This window comes from Pseudoduganella sp. UC29_106 (genome assembly GCF_044055365.1).
GTDB lineage: Bacteria > Pseudomonadota > Gammaproteobacteria > Burkholderiales > Burkholderiaceae_D > Rugamonas.
Genome location: NZ_CP171977.1, coordinates 110,619 through 128,924, shown reverse-complemented (window position 1 = coordinate 128,924; position 18,306 = coordinate 110,619). Strand labels below are relative to the sequence as shown.

The window sequence follows — 18,306 nt, the reverse complement described above, 5'->3', positions numbered from 1 at the left end:
GTCAAGCCTTTTTGAGACGCGAGTTATGGATGCCGTAGAAGAAATAGGTGATCACCGCCACCACCATCCAGATCGTGAAGATGGTCTTGGTGGCCGGGGACAGGTTGACCATCAGGTAGGCGCAGGCGGCAATGCTCAGCGCCGGCACAAAGTAAGGGCCGAGCGGCACGCGGAAGCCGCCCTTGGTCGACATGCCCGCAGCACGGTCCTTGCTGCGCAGCACCGGCACCGCAACCGAGACGATGATGAAGGCGGTCAGCGTACCCATGGAAACCATGTCCCACAGGAAGGTGGAATCCACCAGGCCGGCCACCACGCCCACCACGACGGACACGATCAGCGTATTGGCCACCGGCGAATGCGATTTCGGATTCACGGTCTGGAAAGCCTTCGGCACCAGGCCATCCTTGGCGATCGCGTACAGGATGCGGGTCTGGCCATAGATCGTCACCAGCGTCACGGAAAACACCGAGATCACCGCGCCCGCGGAGAGCACCAGCGCCGGCCATGCATGGCCCGTTACGTTCTGCAGGATCACCGACAGGCCGGCCGCCTGGCCTTCGAACATATGCGCCGGCTGGGCGCCCATGGCCGCCACGGCCACCAGCAGGTAGAACACGGTCACAATGGCCAGCGCGCTCAGGATGCCGACGGGCACGTTGCGCTTCGGATTGCGCACTTCCTCGCCGGCGGTGGCGATGGTGTCCAGGCCGATGAAGGAGAAGAACACGGTGCCGGCGGCGGCGGCGATGCCGTGCAGACCCGGGAACGGTTCGCCCGGAGTCGGCTTGAAGAAGGGGTTGAAATTCTTCATGTCGAAGCCCTGGGCTGCGATCACCACGAAGAAGATCAGGATGGCCAGCTTGATCAGCACCATTACCGCATTCGCCACGGCCGACTCCTTGGCGCCGCGGATCAGCAGGATGCAGCACAGCGCGACCAGGATGATGGGCGGCAGATTGATATGGCCGATGTTCCATACCGTGCCGGTGGGCGTGGACACGATCATCGGCGTGCGCAGCGTTTCCGGGATCTGCCAGCCGAAGGCGTTGATGAGGAAGTTATTCAGATAGTCCGACCAGCCGATCGCCGTGGCGCTGGCCGCGAGGCCGTACTCCAGTAGTAAACAGAAGGCGACGATGAAGGCCATGAATTCGCCGACCGTGGCGTAGGCGAAGGAATAGGCGGAACCGGCGGCCGGGATGCGAAAGGACAGTTCGGCGTAGCACAGCGCCGTGAGACCGGCGGTCAGCGCCGCCAGCAGAAAGGAAAGGATGACCGAGGGGCCGGCCTTGGGCACCGCTTCCACCATCGTGAAGAAGATGCCGGTGCCGATGGTGGCGCCCACGCCGATCATTGTCAGCGAGAACAGGCCGATGGAACGGCTCAGGCCCGTGCTATGCAGGCTCTCGGCCGCGCCACCTCCAACTTCGACCGGTTTGGTACGGGTCAGTTTCTGTACCAGGGTTTGGTTCACAGATTTTCCTTGTGGTAAGTGCAGCCGCCACGCCGGTTGTGCCGCCGCGCCCTGCATAAGTCTACGGTCAAAAAAGATTAGCGATTATAGGGCTTCCCGCAGTTGCCGCATCGAATTTTGTGGGCCGCTATACAACAGCAAGCCGCCGTTTTTTGGCTGTTTTGTTTCACCTATAAAACCACGATTTTTATTTGAAACAAACCCCTGGCGCTCCGGGATTTGTCTGCTATATTTCAATCACATTACAACTCATATATAAACCGTTGTTTTATATATGAAACCAACGCGAGAGACATGATGATTGAGATCGAATTCCGCAACGTCGGCAAGAGTTTCATCGACCGCCAGACCTCACAGCCGCGAGCAGCGGTCAGCAACCTGAACATCTCCATCCGCAGCGGAGAAGTCGTTTCCATCATCGGTCCTTCGGGCTGCGGCAAATCCACCCTGCTGAACATGGGCGCAGGCCTCTACCTGCCGACCGTCGGCGAAGTCTATGTCGGCGGCCAGCTGGTCACCCGCCCGGTGCGCAAGGTCGCCTTCATGCTGCAGAAAGACTTGCTGATGCCGTGGCGGACCATCCGCGCCAACGTTGCGCTGGGCCTGGAGATCGACGGCGTGAATGCGAAGGAGCGCGAGCGCGTGGCCAACGAGTTGCTGGCCAAATGCCATCTGAAAGGATTCGAAGACCACTATCCCTATCAGCTGTCCGGCGGCATGCGCCAGCGCGCAGCCCTGGCCCGCACCCTGGCGGTCGATCCGCAGGTGCTGCTGCTGGACGAACCCTTCTCGGCACTGGATGCCCAGACCAAGATGATCCTGCAGCAGGACCTCGCCAAGATGCTGCACGAGAAAGGCAAGACCGCCCTCTTCATCACCCACGACCTGATCGAGGGCATTGCGCTGTCGGACCGCCTGCTCGTGATGAGTGAACGCCCCGGCACCATCATCGAAGAAATCGAAGTGAACCTGCCGCACCGCGACAACCCGCTGGAGCGCCGCAAGCTGCCCGAAATCGGTCCGCTGGCGGGACGCCTGATGGAGCTGCTGAAAGTGGGCAAGGACCAGGAAGCAGAACTGCATTAAACAACGATCATCGACCCAGGAGTGTATATGAGCATGAAAAAGATCCTCGCTTCTCTCGGCTGCGTGATGGCTGTCGCCAGCGCCCTGCCGGCCATGGCCGCGCCGGAAGAAATCACCTACCTGCTGCCGGCGCCGCCGAATACCGTGGCATTCGCGCCGTGGATGATCGCGCAGCAGAAAGGCTTCTACGCCGAAGAGAACCTGAAGGTCACCTTCGTTGCAGCGAAAGGCGGTGTGGACGTGGCCAAGCAGATCGGCGCCGGCAATGCCGTGATCGGCGGCGCCATCGGCGACACCCCGATCATCGTGCGCGCCAACGGCGTGCCGGTGAAAGCCATCGCCGTGCTGGGCGCCGGCTCGCTGACCATGGTCGGTGTGCACAAGGATGAAGGCATCAAGGACCTGAAGGACTTGAAGGGCAAGACCGTCACCGTGATGTCCTATACCGACACCACCTACTACGCCCTGCTGGGCAATATGAAGAGCATTGGCCTCGGCAAGAGCGATGCGGCGATCCAGGCCGCCGGCCCTTCCGGCGTATGGCAGGTGTTCGCCGGCGGCAAAGCCCAGGCCCTGGCCGGCGTGCCTGACTGGATCGTCAGCGCCACTGATGCCGGCGCCAAGGTGGACATCATTGAAACCAACGGCTTCAAGAGCATGGCCCAGGCCATCATCGCTTCCGATGAAACCATCAAGACCAGGCCGGAACTGCTGAAGCGCCTGGTGCGCGCCACCCTGCGCGGCATGGAAGAAATCATGAAGGATCCGAAGGCGGCCACCGCCACCTACGTGGAAGCCGTGCCGGCCTACAAGGGCAAGGAAGCCAGCGTGGAACAGATCTTCAACCTGTACCGCAAATATGTATACGCCAACCAGAAGCCGGTCGGCCAGATCGACGCCGCCCGCATGGACAGCGTGCAGAAGTTTTATGTCAGCGAAGGCATCGTCAGCAAGGCGGCTGCCGTCAACGACCTGTTCACCAACCAATTTGTCGGCACCACTCGCTAAATGAATACCGCTACTACTGTTTCGACTCCGGCCATGAACGCCGCCAAGTCCCGCCCCCTGCTGAATGACTCGGCCCGCACCGTGGCCGGCAGCCTGGTGGTGCTGGCGCTGTTCCTGGCAGCCTGGGAATGGGGCCCGTCCTGGCTGGGCATGCCCGAATTCATCCTGCCGCGCTTCTCGCGCGTGCTGCAGGAATCCGTCGCCATGTGGCACAACAGCGACCTGCTGCATCACTTCGGCGTGACCGCGATGGAAGTGGTAGCCGGCTTTTCGCTGGGCTCCCTGCTCGGTCTTGGCGTGGGCGTGGCCCTGGGCCTGTCGCCGCGCGCCGAAGCGATGCTGTCGCCCTACATCCTGGCGCTGCAGATTGCACCGAAAGTGGCCTTCGCACCGCTGTTTGTGATGTGGCTGGGCTATACCGTGTATCCGAAGATCCTGGTGGCCGTGCTGATCGTGTTCTTCCCGGTAATGATCAATGTGCTGTCCGCGATCCGCACCGTGGACCCGGACATGGTCAACCTGGTGCGCACCCTGAACGCCAGCCGCTGGCAGATCTTCCACCTGGTCGAATTCCGCTCCGCCATGCCGGCCCTGTTCTCCGGCCTGCGCATCGCCTCCACCCTGGCCGTGATCGGCGTGACGGTGGGCGAACTGGTGGGCGGCAACCAGGGCCTGGGCTTCCTGCTGGTTGATGGCGAAGGCCAGGGCAATACAGCCGCCGTCTTCGTCGCCATCTGCGCCCTGACCCTGACCGGCATCGTGACCTACGCCGCCGTGGTATGGGCCGAGCGCCGCGTGCTGCACTACCTGCCCAAGGCAGCCACCAGCACCAAGTAAGGAGAGCGCAATGACCAATACCTCTCAACTCCTGGCCGGCCGCCGCGTGCTCGTCACCGGGTCGGCGCGCGGCCTGGGCCTGGCCTTCGCCACCGCCATCGCCGAAGCCGGCGCCAGCGTCGCCCTGGCCGACATCCTGCACGATGTGCTGGAAGACAGCGTCGCCGCGCTGCAGGCACGCGGCCTGCAGGTGTGCGGCTTCCCGCTGGACATGGCCGACCCGGCCTCGATCGAAGCCTGCGCCGCGGCTGCCGTGGCAAAGCTGGGCGGCCTCGATGGCCTGGTCAACAACGCCGCCATCACCAACTCCGGCGGCCGCTCCTCGCAGCAACTGGAAATCGGCATGTGGGACAAGGTAATGGCCGTGAACGTGCGCGGCACCTGGCTGATGACCAATGCCTGCCTGCCGGCGCTGCGCGCTTCGGGCCACGGCGCCATCGTCAACCTGGCTTCCGACACGCCGCTGTGGGGCGCGCCCAACCTGCTGGCCTACGTTGCCAGCAAGGGCGCTGTGATCGGCATGACCCGTTCGCTGGCCCGCGAGGAAGGCGCCAACAACATCACCGTGAACGCGATCGCGCCGGGGCTGACCAAGGTCGAAGCGACCGAATACGTGCCGGCCCAGCGCTACCAACACTACCAGGATGGCCGCGCCCTGCAGCGCCTGCAGGTGCCGGAAGACGTGACCGGCGCCGTGCTGTTTGCACTGTCCCCGCTGTCGCGCTTCATCACCGGCCAGGTACTCGCCGTCAACGGCGGTTTCGTAATGAATTGAACCCAAGGAGCAAAGCAATGACCGACGTATCCGAACAAAAGCAGATCAAACGCAGCTGGGACCAGCCGGAAGGCTCGAGCTTCGAGCAGTGGATGAATACCCGCATCGCACGCTTCTCGACCCGCCAGTACGACTGGAATGCACTGAAGTTCCAGGCCGACTACGATCCGAAATACCGCCGCGCCCAGATGCGCTACATCGGCACCGGCGGCACCGGCGTGGCTGCGGATACGAGCACCATCCCGTCCGAGCACTTCACCTTCTCGACCATGATCATCCCGGCCGGCCACGAAGGCCCATCCCACCTGCATACGGACGTTGAAGAAGTGTTCTTCGTCATGCGCGGCAAGCTGAAACTGGTGCTGGAAAAGGATGGGGAGCGTTACGAAACCATCCTGACCGACCGCGACGTGGTGTCGATTCCGCCGGGCGTATACCGCGAAGAGATCAATATCGGCGAGGAAGACGCGCTGATGTGCGTGATGCTGGGTGCGCAGAAGCCGATCACCCCGACCTATCCGCCCGAGCATCCGCTGGCGTCGATCAAGCGAGGCTGAAATGAATTTCCCAAGCGCCCAATTCCACGCCGCCGCTGAAGCGGACGGCCTGCAGCATGCGTTGTCGCTGCTGGAGCGCCATTTCCCGGAGCAGCTGGTGCGAACCGCCGACGGTGCCGCCATCAGCTACCGCGAAATTGCCCCTGCCGCCGACGCATCGCTGCCGGTCGTCGTGCTCCTGCACGGCATCGGATCGGGTGCAGCTTCCTGGCTGCCCTGCGCGCTGGACATGGCCCGCAAGGCCCGCGTGATCGCCTGGAATGCGCCCGGCTACGGCAAGTCCGACCGCCTGCCGGATGCACGCCCCAGCGCCGCCGCCTACGCAGCCCGCCTGCGCCAGCTGGTGGACGCCCTGGGCATCAAGCGCTTCACGCTGGTGGGCCACTCGCTGGGCGCCATGATGGCAAGCGCCTTCGCCGGCGCCAGCGGCAATGCAGCGCTGCTGGAACGCCTGGTGCTCATGAGCCCTGCCCGCGGCTACGGCATTGCCGGCCGCCTGGAGCAAGGCGCCAAAGTGGCGCGCGAACGCCTGTCCACGCTGGGCGAACTGGACGTGCATGGCTTGGCCACGCAGCGCTCGGCGCGCCTGCTGTCCGACGCAGCCGATACGCTGCGGCGCGACTGGGTGCGCTGGAACATGGCGCAACTGAACGCCGCCGGCTACACGCAAGCCGTGCACCTGCTGTGCGGCGACGCCATCGAGAATTACACGCCGGCAGTGCCTGGTGCCGTGTGGTGCGGCAGCGCCGACTGCATCACCACGCCGGAAGACAGCCGCGCCGTGGCCGAACGTTTCGGCCTGCCCTTCGCGCTGATCGAAAACGCGGGCCACGCCTGCTATGTCGAACAGCCGGGCATTGCGGCGGCAGCCATCCTTCAACAATAAACGGGGAACCCAAATGAACAACAAGCCGGAAGCAGCAGAAGACGACAACAGCGACCGTTACACCGTGCCGGGCCTGGAACGCGGCCTGCGCCTGCTGTGCGAATTCTCACGTCATGAAAAGACGCTGTCCGCACCGGAACTGGCCAAGCGCCTGGACGTGCCGCGTTCCACCGTGTTCCGCCTGCTGACTACCCTGGAACGCATGGGCTTTGTGGAGCGCAGCGAAAGCGGCCGCGATTACCGCCTGGGCATGGCCGTGCTGCGCCTGGGCTTCGAATACCTCGCTTCGCTGGAACTGACCGAGATCGGCCGCCCACTGCTGGAGCGCCTGCGCGATGTCATCGGCCATTCGACCACGCTGGTGGTGCGCGACGGCCGTTCCATCGTCTACGTCGCCAAGTCCGTGGTGCAGACGCCTTTCGTCAGCTCGGTCAATGTCGGCACCCGCCTGCCCGCCCACGCCACGGTGCTGGGCCGCGTGCTGCTGGAAGACCTGACCCTGCCGCAGCTGCGCGAGCTGTATCCGGAAGAGCACCTGCAGTCATACACCGAGCACACGCCGGCCACCGTGCTGGACCTGTTCAATATGGTGCAGCAGGACCGTGAACGGGGCTACGTGCTGGAAGAAGGCTTCTTCGAGCGCGGCATTTCCACCGTGGCGGCGCCGGTGCGCGACCGCAGCGGCAAGGTCGTCGCCGCATTGGGCGCCACCATCCCCGGCCCGCACATTGCCGCCGCGCAGATGGAACGCATCGTGCAGGAAGTCTGCGCCAACGCGGCCGAGATGTCGCGCCTGCTGGACCACGCACCCGAGCAGGGCGCGCAGGTCGTCAACATGTTCCAGCGCTAAGGAGTAAAGCATGAGCATGACCAATCTCGCGGGACGTGTAGCGGTGGTGACGGGCGGTTCGTCCGGCATCGGCTACGCCACCGTGGAACTGCTGTTGCAGTCCGGCGCCGCCGTGGCGCTGTGCGGCCGCGATGCGGCCCGCCTGGACGGCGCCGTCAGCCGCCTGCGCGCTGCCTATCCGGAAGCGCGCATCTTCGCCCGCACCTGCGATGTGCTGGACGCGGCGCAGGTGGCCGAATTCGCCGCCGCCGTCGAGCGCGAGCTGGGCGCCGTTTCCATCCTGGTCAACAACGCCGGCCAGGGCCGCGTGTCGACCTTTGCCGACACCAGCGACGCCGCCTGGGTGGAAGAGCTGCAGCTGAAGTTCTTCTCCGTGCTGAATCCGACCCGCGCCTTCCTGCCGCAGCTGCGGCGCGCGCCGGGTCAAGCCGCCGTGGTGTGCGTGAATTCGCTGCTGGCAGTGCAGCCGGAGCCGCACATGGTCGCCACCTCGGCCGCCCGTGCCGGTGTGCACAACCTGGTGCGTTCGCTGGCCACCGAATTCGCGCCGGATGGCATTCGTGTCAACGGCATCCTGATTGGACTGGTCGAATCCGGCCAGTGGCGCCGCCGCTATGAAGCGAGGCCCGCCGAAGAAAACGCCATGAGCTGGGACGACTGGACCGCCCGCCTGGCGCAGAAAAAACAGATCCAGCTCGGCCGCCTTGGCCTTCCGGAAGAAGCAGCACGCGCCATCGTTTTCCTGGCCTCGCCGCTCTCTTCCTACACCACGGGCAGCCATATCGATGTTTCCGGAGGACTTTCCCGCCATGCCTAAGCAAAAAATTACCGTTGGCGCCGCAATTGCGGCATTCCTTGAACAGTGTGGCGTCAAAGCTGCCTTCGGGGTGATCTCTATCCACAATATGCCCATCCTGGACGCCTTCGGCGAACGCGGCAAGATCCGCTTCGTGCCGGCGCGCGGCGAAGCAGGCGGCGCAAACATGGCCGACTCTTATGCCCGCACCACGGGCGGCCTCGGTGTCTGCCTGACCAGCACCGGCACCGCCGCGGGCAATGCCGCCGGCGCCATGGTCGAAGCGCTGACCGCCGGCACGCCGCTGCTGCACCTGACGGGCCAGATCGAAACGCCTTACCTGGACCGCAGCCTGTCCTATATCCACGAGGCGCCGGACCAGCTGACGATGCTGAAGGCCGTGTCCAAGGCCGCCTTCCGCATCCGCAGCACCGAGACCGCGCTGGGAACGGTGAAGCAGGCCGTCCAGATCGCGCTGACGCCGCCGATGGGCCCTGTCAGCGTCGAAATCCCGATCGACATCCAGGCTGCCCTGATCGATGAACCGGCCGACCTGAAGCCGCTGCCGATCCAGCGCAATGAACCATCCGAGCACGCGCTGGACGAACTGGCGGCAAAGCTGAAGCAGGCCAAGCGTCCCATGCTGTGGCTGGGCGGCGGCTCGCGCGGCGCGGCGCAACAGGTCAAGCGCCTGATGGACATGGGCTTCGGCGTGGTCACGACCACCCAGGGCCGCGGCGTGGTGGCGGAAGACGATCCGCGCTCGCTGGGCGCCTTCAACCTGCACAAGCCGGTGGAAAACTTCTACCAGGAGTGCGACGCAATGGTGGTGGTCGGTTCCCGCCTGCGCGGCAATGAAACGCTGAAGTACGAGCTGAAGCTGCCACGCCCCCTGTTCCGCATCGATGCCGATCCGGCTGCGGAGGGTCGCTGCTACGAAAGCGATTACTTCGTCTGCGGCGATGCCGAGCTGACCTTGAAGGGCCTGGCCGACCGCCTGGAAGGCAAGATGAATGTGGACCCGGCCCATATCGGCCGCCTGCAGCAGGCGCGCGATACCGCCGTGGCAGGCCTGGTCGATGGCCTCGGCCCATACAGCGCGCTGGTGGACCAGCTGCAGCAGGCAGCGGGCCGCAACTTCAACTGGGTGCGCGACGTGACCGTGTCCAACTCCACCTGGGGCAACCGCTACCTGCGCGTGTTCGACCCGCTGGCCGGCGTGCATGCGCTGGGTGGCGGCATCGGCCAAGGCCTGGCGATGGGCATTGGCGCGGCAGTTGGCGCAGCAGTTACCGCATCGGGCAAGAAGACCTTCACCCTGGCCGGCGACGGCGGTTTCATCCTGAATCTGGGCGAGCTGGCGACGGCCGTGCAGGAACAGGCCGACATGGTCATCGTGCTGATGAACGACAAGGGCTATGGCGTGATCAAGAACATCCAGGACGTGCAGTACGGCGGCCGCCGCCACTATGTGGACCTGCACACGCCGGATTACGCCGAGCTGTCGCACTCGCTGAAGCTGCGCCATGTGCGCATCGGCAGCCTGGCCGAAGCCAGCGACGCGCTGCGCAAGGCACTGTCGGAAAATGGCCCCTTCCTGCTGGAAGTGGACATGCTGTCCATCGGCAGCTTCAAGACTGCCTTCGCCGGTCCTCCGGTGAAGGCGGCCGAACCTGCCACGGCAGCGGTTTGAGGAGCGCGCCATGCTGCATGTATCGATGATCGGTTGCGGCGCCATCGGCGTCGGCGTGATGGAACTGCTGAAGAGCGATCCCGAAGTGACCTTCGACCTCGTGATCGTGCCGGAAGCGGCGCTGCAGACTGCCGGTGAAACCGTGCGCGCCCTGGTGCCCTCGGCCCGCGTCGCCTGCCGCCTGAACGGCGAGCGCCCGGACCTGCTGATCGAATGCGCCGGCCACCAGGCGATCGAGGAGCACATCATCCCTGCGCTGGAAGCCGGTATTGCCTGCATGGTGGTGTCGGTGGGCGCGCTGTCCGAACCTGGCCTGGCCGAGCGGCTGGAGCAGGCGGCGCAGCGCGGCAAGACCCAGGTGCAGCTGCTGTCCGGCGCCATCGGCGCCATCGATGCACTGGCAGCAGCGCGCATCGGCGGCCTGGAAAAGGTTGTCTACACCGGCCGCAAGCCGCCCAAGGCGTGGAAGGACACGCCCGCCGAGCGCGCATTCGACCTGGACGCACTGACCGAAGCCACCGTCATCTTCGAAGGCAGCGCGCGCGAAGCGGCCCGCCTGTATCCGAAGAACGCCAATGTGGCTGCAACGCTGTCGCTGGCGGGCCTGGGCCTGGACCACACGCAGGTGCGCCTGCTGGCCGATCCCGCCGTCACCGAGAACGTGCACCACGTGGAAGCTTCGGGCGCCTTCGGCGGCTTCGAGCTGACCATGCGCGGCAAGCCGCTGGCTGCCAATCCCAAGACTTCCGCGCTGACCGTGTTCAGCGTGGTGCGCGCCCTGAACAACCGGGCGCACGCCCTGTCGATCTGAGAGATGCAAATGGACCTGAGCAAAGACCAATTGATCTGCGTAGCCGGCGAATGGCGCAAGGGCGGCGGCGACCGCTACGCCACGCTGTATCCTGCTACCGGCGAAGCCGTGACCTGGCTGCACGCAGCCAGCGTGGCGGACGCAAATGAAGCCATCGAGCGCGCCGACCAGGCCTTCCGCAGCAGCGGCTGGGCACAGCGCAAGCCGCATGAACGCGCCGCCGTGCTGTACCGCGTGGCCCAGCTGATCCGCGAAGAAGCGGAAGACCTGGCACAGCTGCAGCGCCTGGACAACGGCAAGCCGATCACCGAAACGCGCAACCTGGTGGCCAGCGCGGCCGCCACCTTCCAGTTCTTCGCCGCTGCCTGCGAAACGCTGGAGGAAACCATCACCCCGGCGCGCGGCGACAACCTGACCATGAGCGTCTATGAGCCGATGGGAGTCGTTGCCGCCATCACGCCGTGGAATTCGCCGATTGCCAGCGAGGCGCAGAAGATGGCGCCCGCCCTGGCCGCCGGCAATGCCGTCGTCGTCAAGCCTGCGGAAGTGACGCCGCTGCTGGCGCTCGAGCTGGCGCGCATCTGCTACGAGGCGGGCGTGCCGCAAGGGCTGATCAGCGTCCTGCCGGGAAAAGGCTCGGTGATCGGCGATGCGATCACGCTGCATCCGCTGGTCAAGCGCGTATCCTTCACCGGCGGCACCAGCACCGGCAAGCATATCGCCCATATCGCGGCGGACAAGATGATGCCGGTGTCGCTGGAACTGGGCGGCAAATCGCCCACCATTGTGTTCGAAGACGCGGACCTGGACCATGCCGTGGCCGGCGTGCTGTATGGGATCTTCAGCTCCTCGGGCGAATCCTGCATCGCCGGCTCCCGCCTGTTCGTGGCGCATGGCATCTACGACGCCTTCATGGAACGCCTGGCCGCCGGCGCCGCTGCGCTGCGCGTGGGCGATCCGGCCGACGAGAAAACCCAGCTTGGCCCGCTGATCACCGCGCGCCACCGCGACAGCATCGAGTCCTATGTGGCGCTGGGTGTGGAAGAAGGCGGCCGCGTGCGCACCGGCGGCATGCGCCCGCAAGGCGCGGCCTTTGAGAAGGGTAATTACTACCTGCCCACCATCATCGAAGGCGTGAGCAACAATATGCGCATCTGCCAGGAAGAGATCTTCGGCCCGGTGCTGGTGGCCATGCCCTTCCACAGCGAGGAAGACCTGATCGCACAGGCCAACGACAGCGTGTACGCGCTGGCCGCCGGCATCTGGACCCAGGACTACAAGAAGGCCTGGCGCTATGCGCGCGCAGTCCAGGCGGGCAATGTGTGGATCAACACCTACAAGCAGTTCTCGATCTCGACCCCGTTCGGCGGCTGGCGCGACAGCGGCCTGGGACGCGAAAAGGGCCGTCTCGGAATCCTGCAATACATGGAACAGAAAAGCGTCTACTGGGGCATGAACGACATGCCGCTGCCGTGGGCGCAGGGAGCGAAATAATGGATGTGTTGGGAATCGACGAAATCACCTACGGCGCCGACGACCTGGCAGCCTGCAAGACGTTCTTCGGCGACTGGGGCCTGCAGCTGAAGGATGAAAGCGAAGCTGCGCTGGTATTCGAAACGCTGAACGGCTGCCGCGTGATCGTGCGCCGCAGCGATGACCCGGCGCTGCCGGCGGCCATCGAAGCCGGACCAACGTTGCGCGAAGTCGTGTGGGGCGTGTCCTCCGCCGAAGTGATCGAACGCTTCACGGAGCGCCTGCGCGCCCTGCCCGGATTCGTGCTTGCCGGCGAGCGCGTCGGCTGCACCGATCCGAACGGCCTGGCCGTGCGCTTCCAGGTCTCGCGCAAGCACGATGTGGAAGTCGAGTGCGCGCAGATGAACACCTGGAACGAGAAGCCGCGCCTGAACCAGCGCAGCCCGGCCTATGAGCGCGCCACGCCGATCGAAGTGGGCCATGTGGTCTTCTTCGTCAGGGACGTGGCGGCCTGCGAAGCCTTCTACTGCGAACACTTCGGCTTCGTGCCGTCCGACCGCTATCCGGGCCGCGGCGCCTTCCTGCGCTGCGCCGACGTGGGCGGCCACCACGACCTGTTCCTGCTGCAGACGCCCGATCCGAAGGCCGGCCTGAATCACGTGGCCTTCACCGTGCGCGATATCCACGAAGTCTTCGGCGGCGGCATGCACATGGCCCGCCAGGGCTGGGACACGCAGCTTGGCCCGGGCCGTCACCCAATTTCCTCGGCCTATTTCTGGTACTTCAGGAATCCGGCCGGTGGCCTGATCGAGTACTACTCGGACGAAGACCAGCTGGACGAGCACTGGGAAGCGCGCGAATTCGAACCCGGCCCCACCGTGTTCGCCGAGTGGGCCATCGAAGGCGGCCTGGATGGCAATACCCGCCGCCAGCGCAACGCCAAGGGCCCGGACGGCAAATTCCTGACCGATAAGCCAAAAAATTAAGAGGAGACCATCATGCAAGAACTCTATCTGAAAGTGCACCAGACGCGCCGCCGCGAACCGACTCCTTACGAAGACCTGCTGGGCGACACCATCGAACGCGGCTTCGCAGCCGGCATCACCGAACTGCCTGCGCTGGTGGCCCACCTGAACCGCCAGGGCCCGAATTTCCCGGGCGGCGGTGAATGGACCGTCAAAGGATACCAGGCCGAAATCGCGCGCCTGGCCGCTGAATGCTGATCGAGAAGGAAGAATCATGAGAACCGTAGCCAATGATCCTGTTGAAGCTGTCCTGAATGCGGGTCTGAAAGACCTGTGGTATCCGATCTGCCCGAGCGGCTTCGTGGGCGAGCGCCCTGTATCGCTGCGCCGCCTGGGCCAGAAGTTCGTGCTGTGGCGCGAATCGAACGGCAAGCTGCACGCACTGGAAGACCACTGCCCGCACCGCGGCGCGCCCCTGTCCAAGGGCATTGCGCTGGGCGACCGCATCGCCTGCGGCTATCACGGCGTGCAGGTGCGCTTCGACGGCGTGGTGACCAGCGTGCCCGGCAGCCCTGGCTGCAAGCTGGAAGGCTCCAAGGCCACGCGCCGCTTCCACGTGAAGGAAGCCGCCGGCGCCATCTTCCTCTACAACGCCAGCAAGGACGTGGATGAAGCGCCGCCTCTGAACCTGCCGGAAGAACTGACCAGCGCCGACGAGTACTCGCACTTCCTGTGCTACGCCGAATGGAAGGGCGGCTACCGCTACGCGCTGGACAATGTGCTGGACCCGATGCACGGCACCTTCCTGCACAAGCAGTCGCACTCGATGGCCGAGGGCGAGTCCACCGCAGCCTTCCGCGTGCGCGATACCGACACCGGATTCATCTTCGAAAAGGAAGGCCAGCGCGGCGTGAATTTCGACTGGACCGAATGGGGCGAAACCGGCGTGCACTGGATGCGCCTGGAGATCCCGTATCCGAAGACCGGCGGCCCTGGCGGCAATTTCATCATCATCGGCGGCTATTCGCCGATCACCGAAGACGCGACCGCCGTGTTCTTCTGGCGCGTGCGCAAGGTGCAGGGCTGGCAGCGCGACACCTGGCGCTTCCTGTACAAGAACCGCCTGGAAGCCCGCCACTGGCACGTGCTGGAGCAGGACCGTGAAATCCTGGAAGCGATGGAGCCGGACGCCAACCAGCGCGAGATGCTGTACCAGCACGATATGGGCATCGTGCGCCTGCGCCGCCACCTGCGCAACCTGGCCAAGGAACAGCTGGCCGCCGCCGAAGAGAAGCAAAGCTGAAATACGGGAGCAAGTCATGAGCAACAGCCAACAGATCGAAGTGCGCGTGCAGCAGATGCGCTACGAAGCCAACGGCATCGTCAGCGTGGAGCTGGTTTCCCCGGCAGGCGCCGACCTGCCGCCCTTCTCCGCCGGCGCGCATATCGACCTGCACCTGCCGAACGGCGTGGTGCGCAGCTATTCGCTGTCCAATTCGCCGATGGAGCGCCAGCGCTATGTGATCGGCGTCCTGCACGACCGCAACAGCCGCGGCGGCTCGCGCTATGTGCACGAGCAGCTGCGCGTGGGCTCGACCATCAAAATCGGCACCCCGCGCAACAACTTCCCGCTCGACGAGACGGCTGCGCACACGGTGCTGATCGCCGGCGGCATCGGCATCACGCCGATCTACTGCATGATGAATGAGCTGGTGCGCCAGGGGAAATCGGTGGAGCTGTTCTACTGCGCCCGCACCCGCGACGAAGCAGCCTTCACGCAGCAGCTGCTGGCCGATGGCCGCGTGAAGGTGCACTTCAACGATGAAGCGGGCGGCATGCCCGACCTGCGCGCCTTCCTGGCCAGCAAGCCGTCCAATGCGCACTTCTACTGCTGCGGGCCGACGCCGATGCTGAACGCCTTCGAGCAGCTCTGCGAAGATCTGAACCTGCCGAATGTGCATATCGAGCGCTTTGCCGCCGCCGAGCCGGTGGTGGCGATGCAGACCGGATCCTATGAATGCGAGCTGGCGCAGTCGAAGAAGATCGTGCTGGTCCCATCAGGCAAATCGCTGCTCGATGCCCTGCTCGACGCAGGCATACAGGTTGACCATAGCTGCCGCGAGGGCGTGTGCGGGTCCTGCGAAACGGCTGTCATCGACGGCCAGATCGATCACCGCGACGGCGTGCTGACCAAGGCCGAAAAGGCATCCGGCAAGACCATGATGGTCTGCGTGTCGGGCTGCTCAGGGCGCAAGCTGGTCCTCGACCTTTAAGCAAAGATTTCTGAACCACCGAAAGCGTTTTTCACAAACGCGGCCTTGTGCCGCCTATACAAAAGCAAAGGGGAGTATATGAAGAGGGCAAATCACGTTGTTCGCATCGCTGTCGCTGCAGCCATCGCCGCCGTTGGCGGCGCGGCCCAGGCACAGAGCAACGTCACCATTTACGGCAGCCTGGATGCGGGCGTGGCTCACGTGAGCGATATCGGCGGCGCCTCCGTCAACCGGGTCGACCAGGGCACCATGCAGCCGGACCGCTTCGGTTTCCGCGGCACCGAGGACCTGGGCGGCGGCATGAAAGCCCTGTTCCACCTGGAAGGCGGCTTCTTTACGGACACGGGCAACCAGACCAACGCCAACCGCCTCTTCAACCGCCTGTCGATTGTCGGCCTGTCCGGCAGTTTCGGCACCGTCACCCTGGGTAATATGCCGGACATCGTGTTCGACTACGCCGGCAAGGTCAGTAACGGCTTCCAGCTGACCAACTGGTACCTGTTCCACCCGGGGAACCTGGACTCGCTGGCCAATACTTCGCAGTTCAACAACGCCGTGCGCTACACCTCGCCGACCTACAACGGCCTGACCGGCAGCGCCATGGTGGGCTTCGGCGAACAGCCGGGCGACAGCAAGAAAGGCCGCAACGTCAGCGCCGGCGCCAACTACGCCAACGGTCCGCTGAAACTGGTGCTGGCCTACAGCCGCCTGAATGACCGCGCGGCGGGCTATGCCGGCACCTATCTCGGTTCCCTCGGCCTCGGCAACGCCACCACCGTGTTCAATCGCATGACCACCTGGGCGGTGGGCGGCGGCTACACCGTCGGCGACTGGCGTCTGAACACGGTCTACACCCAGGTGAAGGTCGACCTGCCGGCTCTCAGCTTCAAGCAGAAGAACCTGGACCTGGGCGCGGCCTGGAAGTACGGCGAGAAGTCCACGCTGAACATGGGCTATACCCACAGCGAACAGGGCGACGCGAAGTGGAACCAGGGCAGCCTGAGTAACGTCTATGCCTTCTCCAAGCGCACCGAGTTCTATGTGCAGGGCGCCTTCCAGAAAGCCAGCGGCGCCGCAAAGTTCGCGATCCAGAACGGCACCGGTGTGTCGAGCGACCGCAGCCAGTGGGTCACCACCATCGGCGTCCATCACCTCTTCTGATTTAGCCCCCCGGCGCGCGGACCACCAGCCGCGCGCCTCTCCCGGAGAACCCATGTTCAAACACCAAAAGATTGGCGTCCGCCTTGGCGCGGGCTTTGGCATTGTCGTCATCCTTCTGTGCGGGATCGTCCTGGTGGCGGAACGCAGCCTGGCCGCTTTGAACCAGGCCACTTCCCGCATTGTCGATGACCGTTATCCCCAGGTGGTGCTGGCCACCGGCCTGATGCTGCAACTGAACGAGAACGCCATCGCCATGCGCAATATGCTGCTGGCCGATAATCCGGACATGCTGAAGGCCGAAACCGCCGCCATCGCGGCCGGTGAGCAGCGCATCGCCGGGGACCTGAAACGGCTGGAAGGCATGCTGTCCAGCGACGCGGGCCGCAAGGCCTATCAGGACATCCTGGCCCTGCGCGCGAAATACATGGCCGGGCAGGCTGAATTCATGAAGCTTGCCGGCAGCGGCGGCACGGTGGACGCGTCCACCCTGCTGATGACCACCTTGCGCGAAGACCAGCTGGCGTACACGAAACGCATGCAGGGCTTCCTTGCCGGCGGTGGCAAGCTGATGGAAAAAAGCGGCCAGGAGGCCGCGCAGCTGTATGGCGAGAAGCGCCTGCTCATCATGCTCTTGGCCGGCGCTGCCTGCGCGCTGGCGATCGGCTTCGGCGTGTGGATCACGCGCTCGATCACGCGTCCGCTGGCGCAAGCCGTGCAGATCGCGCGCACCGTGGCCGCCGGTGACCTGAGCAGCCGCATCGAAGTGCGTTCGCAGGATGAAGTGGGCCAGCTGCTGGCCGCGCTGCGCGACATGAACGACAGCCTGCGCAAGATCGTCAGCGAAGTGCGCAGCGGCACGGAAGCGATTGCCGGCGCAGCCAGCGAGATTGCACAGGGCAATATGGATCTTTCGGCCCGCACCGAGCGCCAGGCCAGCGCGCTGGAGGAAACCGCGTCCGCCATGGAGGAACTCACTTCCACCGTAGAGCAGAACGCGGCCCATGCCGCCGACGCGCGCAACAGTGCCCTGCAGGCATCCGGCGTGGCGGACAGCAGCAGTGACGTCGTATCGCAGGTGGTGCGCACGATGGATGAAATCAGCGATTCCTCGCGCCAGATCGCGGACATCACCAGCGTCATCGACGGCATCGCCTTCCAGACCAATATCCTCGCGCTCAACGCCGCCGTGGAAGCGGCGCGCGCGGGCGAGCAAGGCCGCGGTTTCGCAGTGGTGGCGTCGGAAGTGCGCAACCTCGCCCAGCGCTCGGCCGCCGCCGCACGGGACATCAAGAACCTGATCGACGCTTCCGGCGCCAGCGTGGCGAACGGCGCTCGTCTCGCCCAGCAGGCCGGCGCCACAATGCACGATGTAGTGAGCAGCGTGGCACTGGTGGCAGACCGCGTCAGCGAGATAGCAGCAGCCAGCGCAGAACAGAGCAGCGGACTGTCGCAGGTCAACGTGGCCGTGGTGGAAATAGACGAGACCACCCAGCAGAACGCAGCCCTGGTCGAGCAGGCTGCCGCCGCTGCGCAAGCGATGCAGGAACGCGCCGCCGGGCTGGCCCATCTGGTCAGTGTTTTCCGGCTCGACACGCGCACGCACGCCGCCCCGCCGCGTGTTAACATGCCTGAGCGCGCGCAGCTTGCGGCGTGACTCA

The 18,306-nt window shown here is 64.9% G+C and carries 18 protein-coding genes; 17 read left to right on the top strand and 1 reads right to left on the bottom strand.

What is annotated here, in order from left to right:
- Position 1: 1 nt before the first annotated feature.
- A complete protein-coding gene (locus tag ACHMW6_RS00960) occupies positions 2–1,477 on the bottom strand; it encodes an APC family permease (protein ID WP_395404768.1) in 1,476 nt (491 codons plus the stop codon).
- A 294-nt stretch (positions 1,478–1,771) separates the two neighbouring features.
- Between ACHMW6_RS00960 and ACHMW6_RS00955 the strand changes: the two genes are divergently transcribed.
- From ACHMW6_RS00955 to ACHMW6_RS00875, 17 genes are all read left to right on the top strand, one after another.
- Complete coding sequence (locus ACHMW6_RS00955; protein WP_395404766.1) at positions 1,772–2,563, top strand: ABC transporter ATP-binding protein; 792 nt, start codon at positions 1,772–1,774, stop codon at positions 2,561–2,563.
- A 33-nt stretch (positions 2,564–2,596) separates the two neighbouring features.
- Positions 2,597–3,571 carry an ABC transporter substrate-binding protein gene (locus ACHMW6_RS00950; RefSeq protein ID WP_395408497.1) on the top strand — a complete coding sequence of 325 codons (975 nt, stop codon included), beginning with the start codon at positions 2,597–2,599 and terminating at the stop codon, positions 3,569–3,571.
- Positions 3,572–4,408, top strand: coding sequence for an ABC transporter permease (locus ACHMW6_RS00945; RefSeq protein ID WP_395404764.1), 837 nt, complete (start codon positions 3,572–3,574; stop codon positions 4,406–4,408).
- Positions 4,409–4,418: 10 nt separating this feature from the next.
- Complete coding sequence (locus tag ACHMW6_RS00940) at positions 4,419–5,183, top strand: SDR family oxidoreductase (RefSeq protein ID WP_395404763.1); 765 nt, start codon at positions 4,419–4,421, stop codon at positions 5,181–5,183.
- 17 nt (positions 5,184–5,200) lie between these two features.
- The gene (locus ACHMW6_RS00935; protein ID WP_395404761.1) at positions 5,201–5,740 is read left to right on the top strand and encodes a cupin domain-containing protein; all 540 of its coding nucleotides are present in this window, start codon (positions 5,201–5,203) and stop codon (positions 5,738–5,740) included.
- A 1-nt stretch (position 5,741) separates the two neighbouring features.
- Complete coding sequence (locus tag ACHMW6_RS00930; protein WP_395404759.1) at positions 5,742–6,626, top strand: alpha/beta fold hydrolase; 885 nt, start codon at positions 5,742–5,744, stop codon at positions 6,624–6,626.
- Between the two features lie 13 nt (positions 6,627–6,639).
- Positions 6,640–7,476: an IclR family transcriptional regulator gene (locus ACHMW6_RS00925; RefSeq protein WP_395404757.1), complete on the top strand. Its 837-nt coding sequence runs from the start codon at positions 6,640–6,642 to the stop codon at positions 7,474–7,476.
- A 10-nt stretch (positions 7,477–7,486) separates the two neighbouring features.
- Positions 7,487–8,293 carry an SDR family oxidoreductase gene (locus ACHMW6_RS00920; protein WP_395404755.1) on the top strand — a complete coding sequence of 269 codons (807 nt, stop codon included), beginning with the start codon at positions 7,487–7,489 and terminating at the stop codon, positions 8,291–8,293.
- Positions 8,286–9,965, top strand: a complete 1,680-nt coding sequence (locus tag ACHMW6_RS00915) for a thiamine pyrophosphate-binding protein (RefSeq protein WP_395404753.1) — start codon at positions 8,286–8,288, stop codon at positions 9,963–9,965. Before ACHMW6_RS00920 ends, ACHMW6_RS00915 begins: the two co-directional genes overlap by 8 nt.
- 10 nt (positions 9,966–9,975) lie before the next feature.
- Entirely contained in the window at positions 9,976–10,776 is an 801-nt protein-coding gene (locus ACHMW6_RS00910; protein ID WP_395404751.1) for an aspartate dehydrogenase, read from the top strand.
- Positions 10,777–10,785: 9 nt separating this feature from the next.
- Complete coding sequence (locus ACHMW6_RS00905) at positions 10,786–12,270, top strand: aldehyde dehydrogenase (protein ID WP_395404749.1); 1,485 nt, start codon at positions 10,786–10,788, stop codon at positions 12,268–12,270.
- Positions 12,270–13,235 carry a VOC family protein gene (locus tag ACHMW6_RS00900; protein ID WP_395404747.1) on the top strand — a complete coding sequence of 322 codons (966 nt, stop codon included), beginning with the start codon at positions 12,270–12,272 and terminating at the stop codon, positions 13,233–13,235. The genes ACHMW6_RS00905 and ACHMW6_RS00900 overlap by 1 nt, the downstream gene beginning before the upstream one ends.
- A gap of 12 nt (positions 13,236–13,247) precedes the next feature.
- Positions 13,248–13,472: a recombinase-like helix-turn-helix domain-containing protein gene (locus ACHMW6_RS00895; RefSeq protein ID WP_395404745.1), complete on the top strand. Its 225-nt coding sequence runs from the start codon at positions 13,248–13,250 to the stop codon at positions 13,470–13,472.
- Between the two features lie 16 nt (positions 13,473–13,488).
- Positions 13,489–14,517, top strand: coding sequence for a Rieske 2Fe-2S domain-containing protein (locus ACHMW6_RS00890; protein ID WP_395404743.1), 1,029 nt, complete (start codon positions 13,489–13,491; stop codon positions 14,515–14,517).
- A 16-nt stretch (positions 14,518–14,533) separates the two neighbouring features.
- Positions 14,534–15,487 carry a PDR/VanB family oxidoreductase gene (locus ACHMW6_RS00885; RefSeq protein ID WP_395404741.1) on the top strand — a complete coding sequence of 318 codons (954 nt, stop codon included), beginning with the start codon at positions 14,534–14,536 and terminating at the stop codon, positions 15,485–15,487.
- Positions 15,488–15,565: 78 nt separating this feature from the next.
- Positions 15,566–16,648, top strand: a complete 1,083-nt coding sequence (locus tag ACHMW6_RS00880) for a porin (RefSeq protein ID WP_395404739.1) — start codon at positions 15,566–15,568, stop codon at positions 16,646–16,648.
- A gap of 52 nt (positions 16,649–16,700) precedes the next feature.
- Positions 16,701–18,302 carry a methyl-accepting chemotaxis protein gene (locus ACHMW6_RS00875; RefSeq protein WP_395404737.1) on the top strand — a complete coding sequence of 534 codons (1,602 nt, stop codon included), beginning with the start codon at positions 16,701–16,703 and terminating at the stop codon, positions 18,300–18,302.
- Positions 18,303–18,306 lie beyond the last annotated feature (4 nt).

Coding starts and splice junctions, on each gene's coding strand:
- ACHMW6_RS00925 (WP_395404757.1), top strand. CDS start 6,640: ATGAACAACAAGCCGGAAGCAGCAGAAGACGACAACAGCGACCGTTAC.
- ACHMW6_RS00955 (WP_395404766.1), top strand. CDS start 1,772: ATGATGATTGAGATCGAATTCCGCAACGTCGGCAAGAGTTTCATCGAC.
- ACHMW6_RS00905 (WP_395404749.1), top strand. CDS start 10,786: ATGGACCTGAGCAAAGACCAATTGATCTGCGTAGCCGGCGAATGGCGC.
- ACHMW6_RS00895 (WP_395404745.1), top strand. CDS start 13,248: ATGCAAGAACTCTATCTGAAAGTGCACCAGACGCGCCGCCGCGAACCG.
- ACHMW6_RS00945 (WP_395404764.1), top strand. CDS start 3,572: ATGAATACCGCTACTACTGTTTCGACTCCGGCCATGAACGCCGCCAAG.
- ACHMW6_RS00910 (WP_395404751.1), top strand. CDS start 9,976: ATGCTGCATGTATCGATGATCGGTTGCGGCGCCATCGGCGTCGGCGTG.
- ACHMW6_RS00900 (WP_395404747.1), top strand. CDS start 12,270: ATGGATGTGTTGGGAATCGACGAAATCACCTACGGCGCCGACGACCTG.
- ACHMW6_RS00950 (WP_395408497.1), top strand. CDS start 2,597: ATGAAAAAGATCCTCGCTTCTCTCGGCTGCGTGATGGCTGTCGCCAGC.
- ACHMW6_RS00880 (WP_395404739.1), top strand. CDS start 15,566: ATGAAGAGGGCAAATCACGTTGTTCGCATCGCTGTCGCTGCAGCCATC.
- ACHMW6_RS00930 (WP_395404759.1), top strand. CDS start 5,742: ATGAATTTCCCAAGCGCCCAATTCCACGCCGCCGCTGAAGCGGACGGC.
- ACHMW6_RS00915 (WP_395404753.1), top strand. CDS start 8,286: ATGCCTAAGCAAAAAATTACCGTTGGCGCCGCAATTGCGGCATTCCTT.
- ACHMW6_RS00935 (WP_395404761.1), top strand. CDS start 5,201: ATGACCGACGTATCCGAACAAAAGCAGATCAAACGCAGCTGGGACCAG.
- ACHMW6_RS00890 (WP_395404743.1), top strand. CDS start 13,489: ATGAGAACCGTAGCCAATGATCCTGTTGAAGCTGTCCTGAATGCGGGT.
- ACHMW6_RS00885 (WP_395404741.1), top strand. CDS start 14,534: ATGAGCAACAGCCAACAGATCGAAGTGCGCGTGCAGCAGATGCGCTAC.
- ACHMW6_RS00920 (WP_395404755.1), top strand. CDS start 7,487: ATGAGCATGACCAATCTCGCGGGACGTGTAGCGGTGGTGACGGGCGGT.
- ACHMW6_RS00875 (WP_395404737.1), top strand. CDS start 16,701: ATGTTCAAACACCAAAAGATTGGCGTCCGCCTTGGCGCGGGCTTTGGC.
- ACHMW6_RS00940 (WP_395404763.1), top strand. CDS start 4,419: ATGACCAATACCTCTCAACTCCTGGCCGGCCGCCGCGTGCTCGTCACC.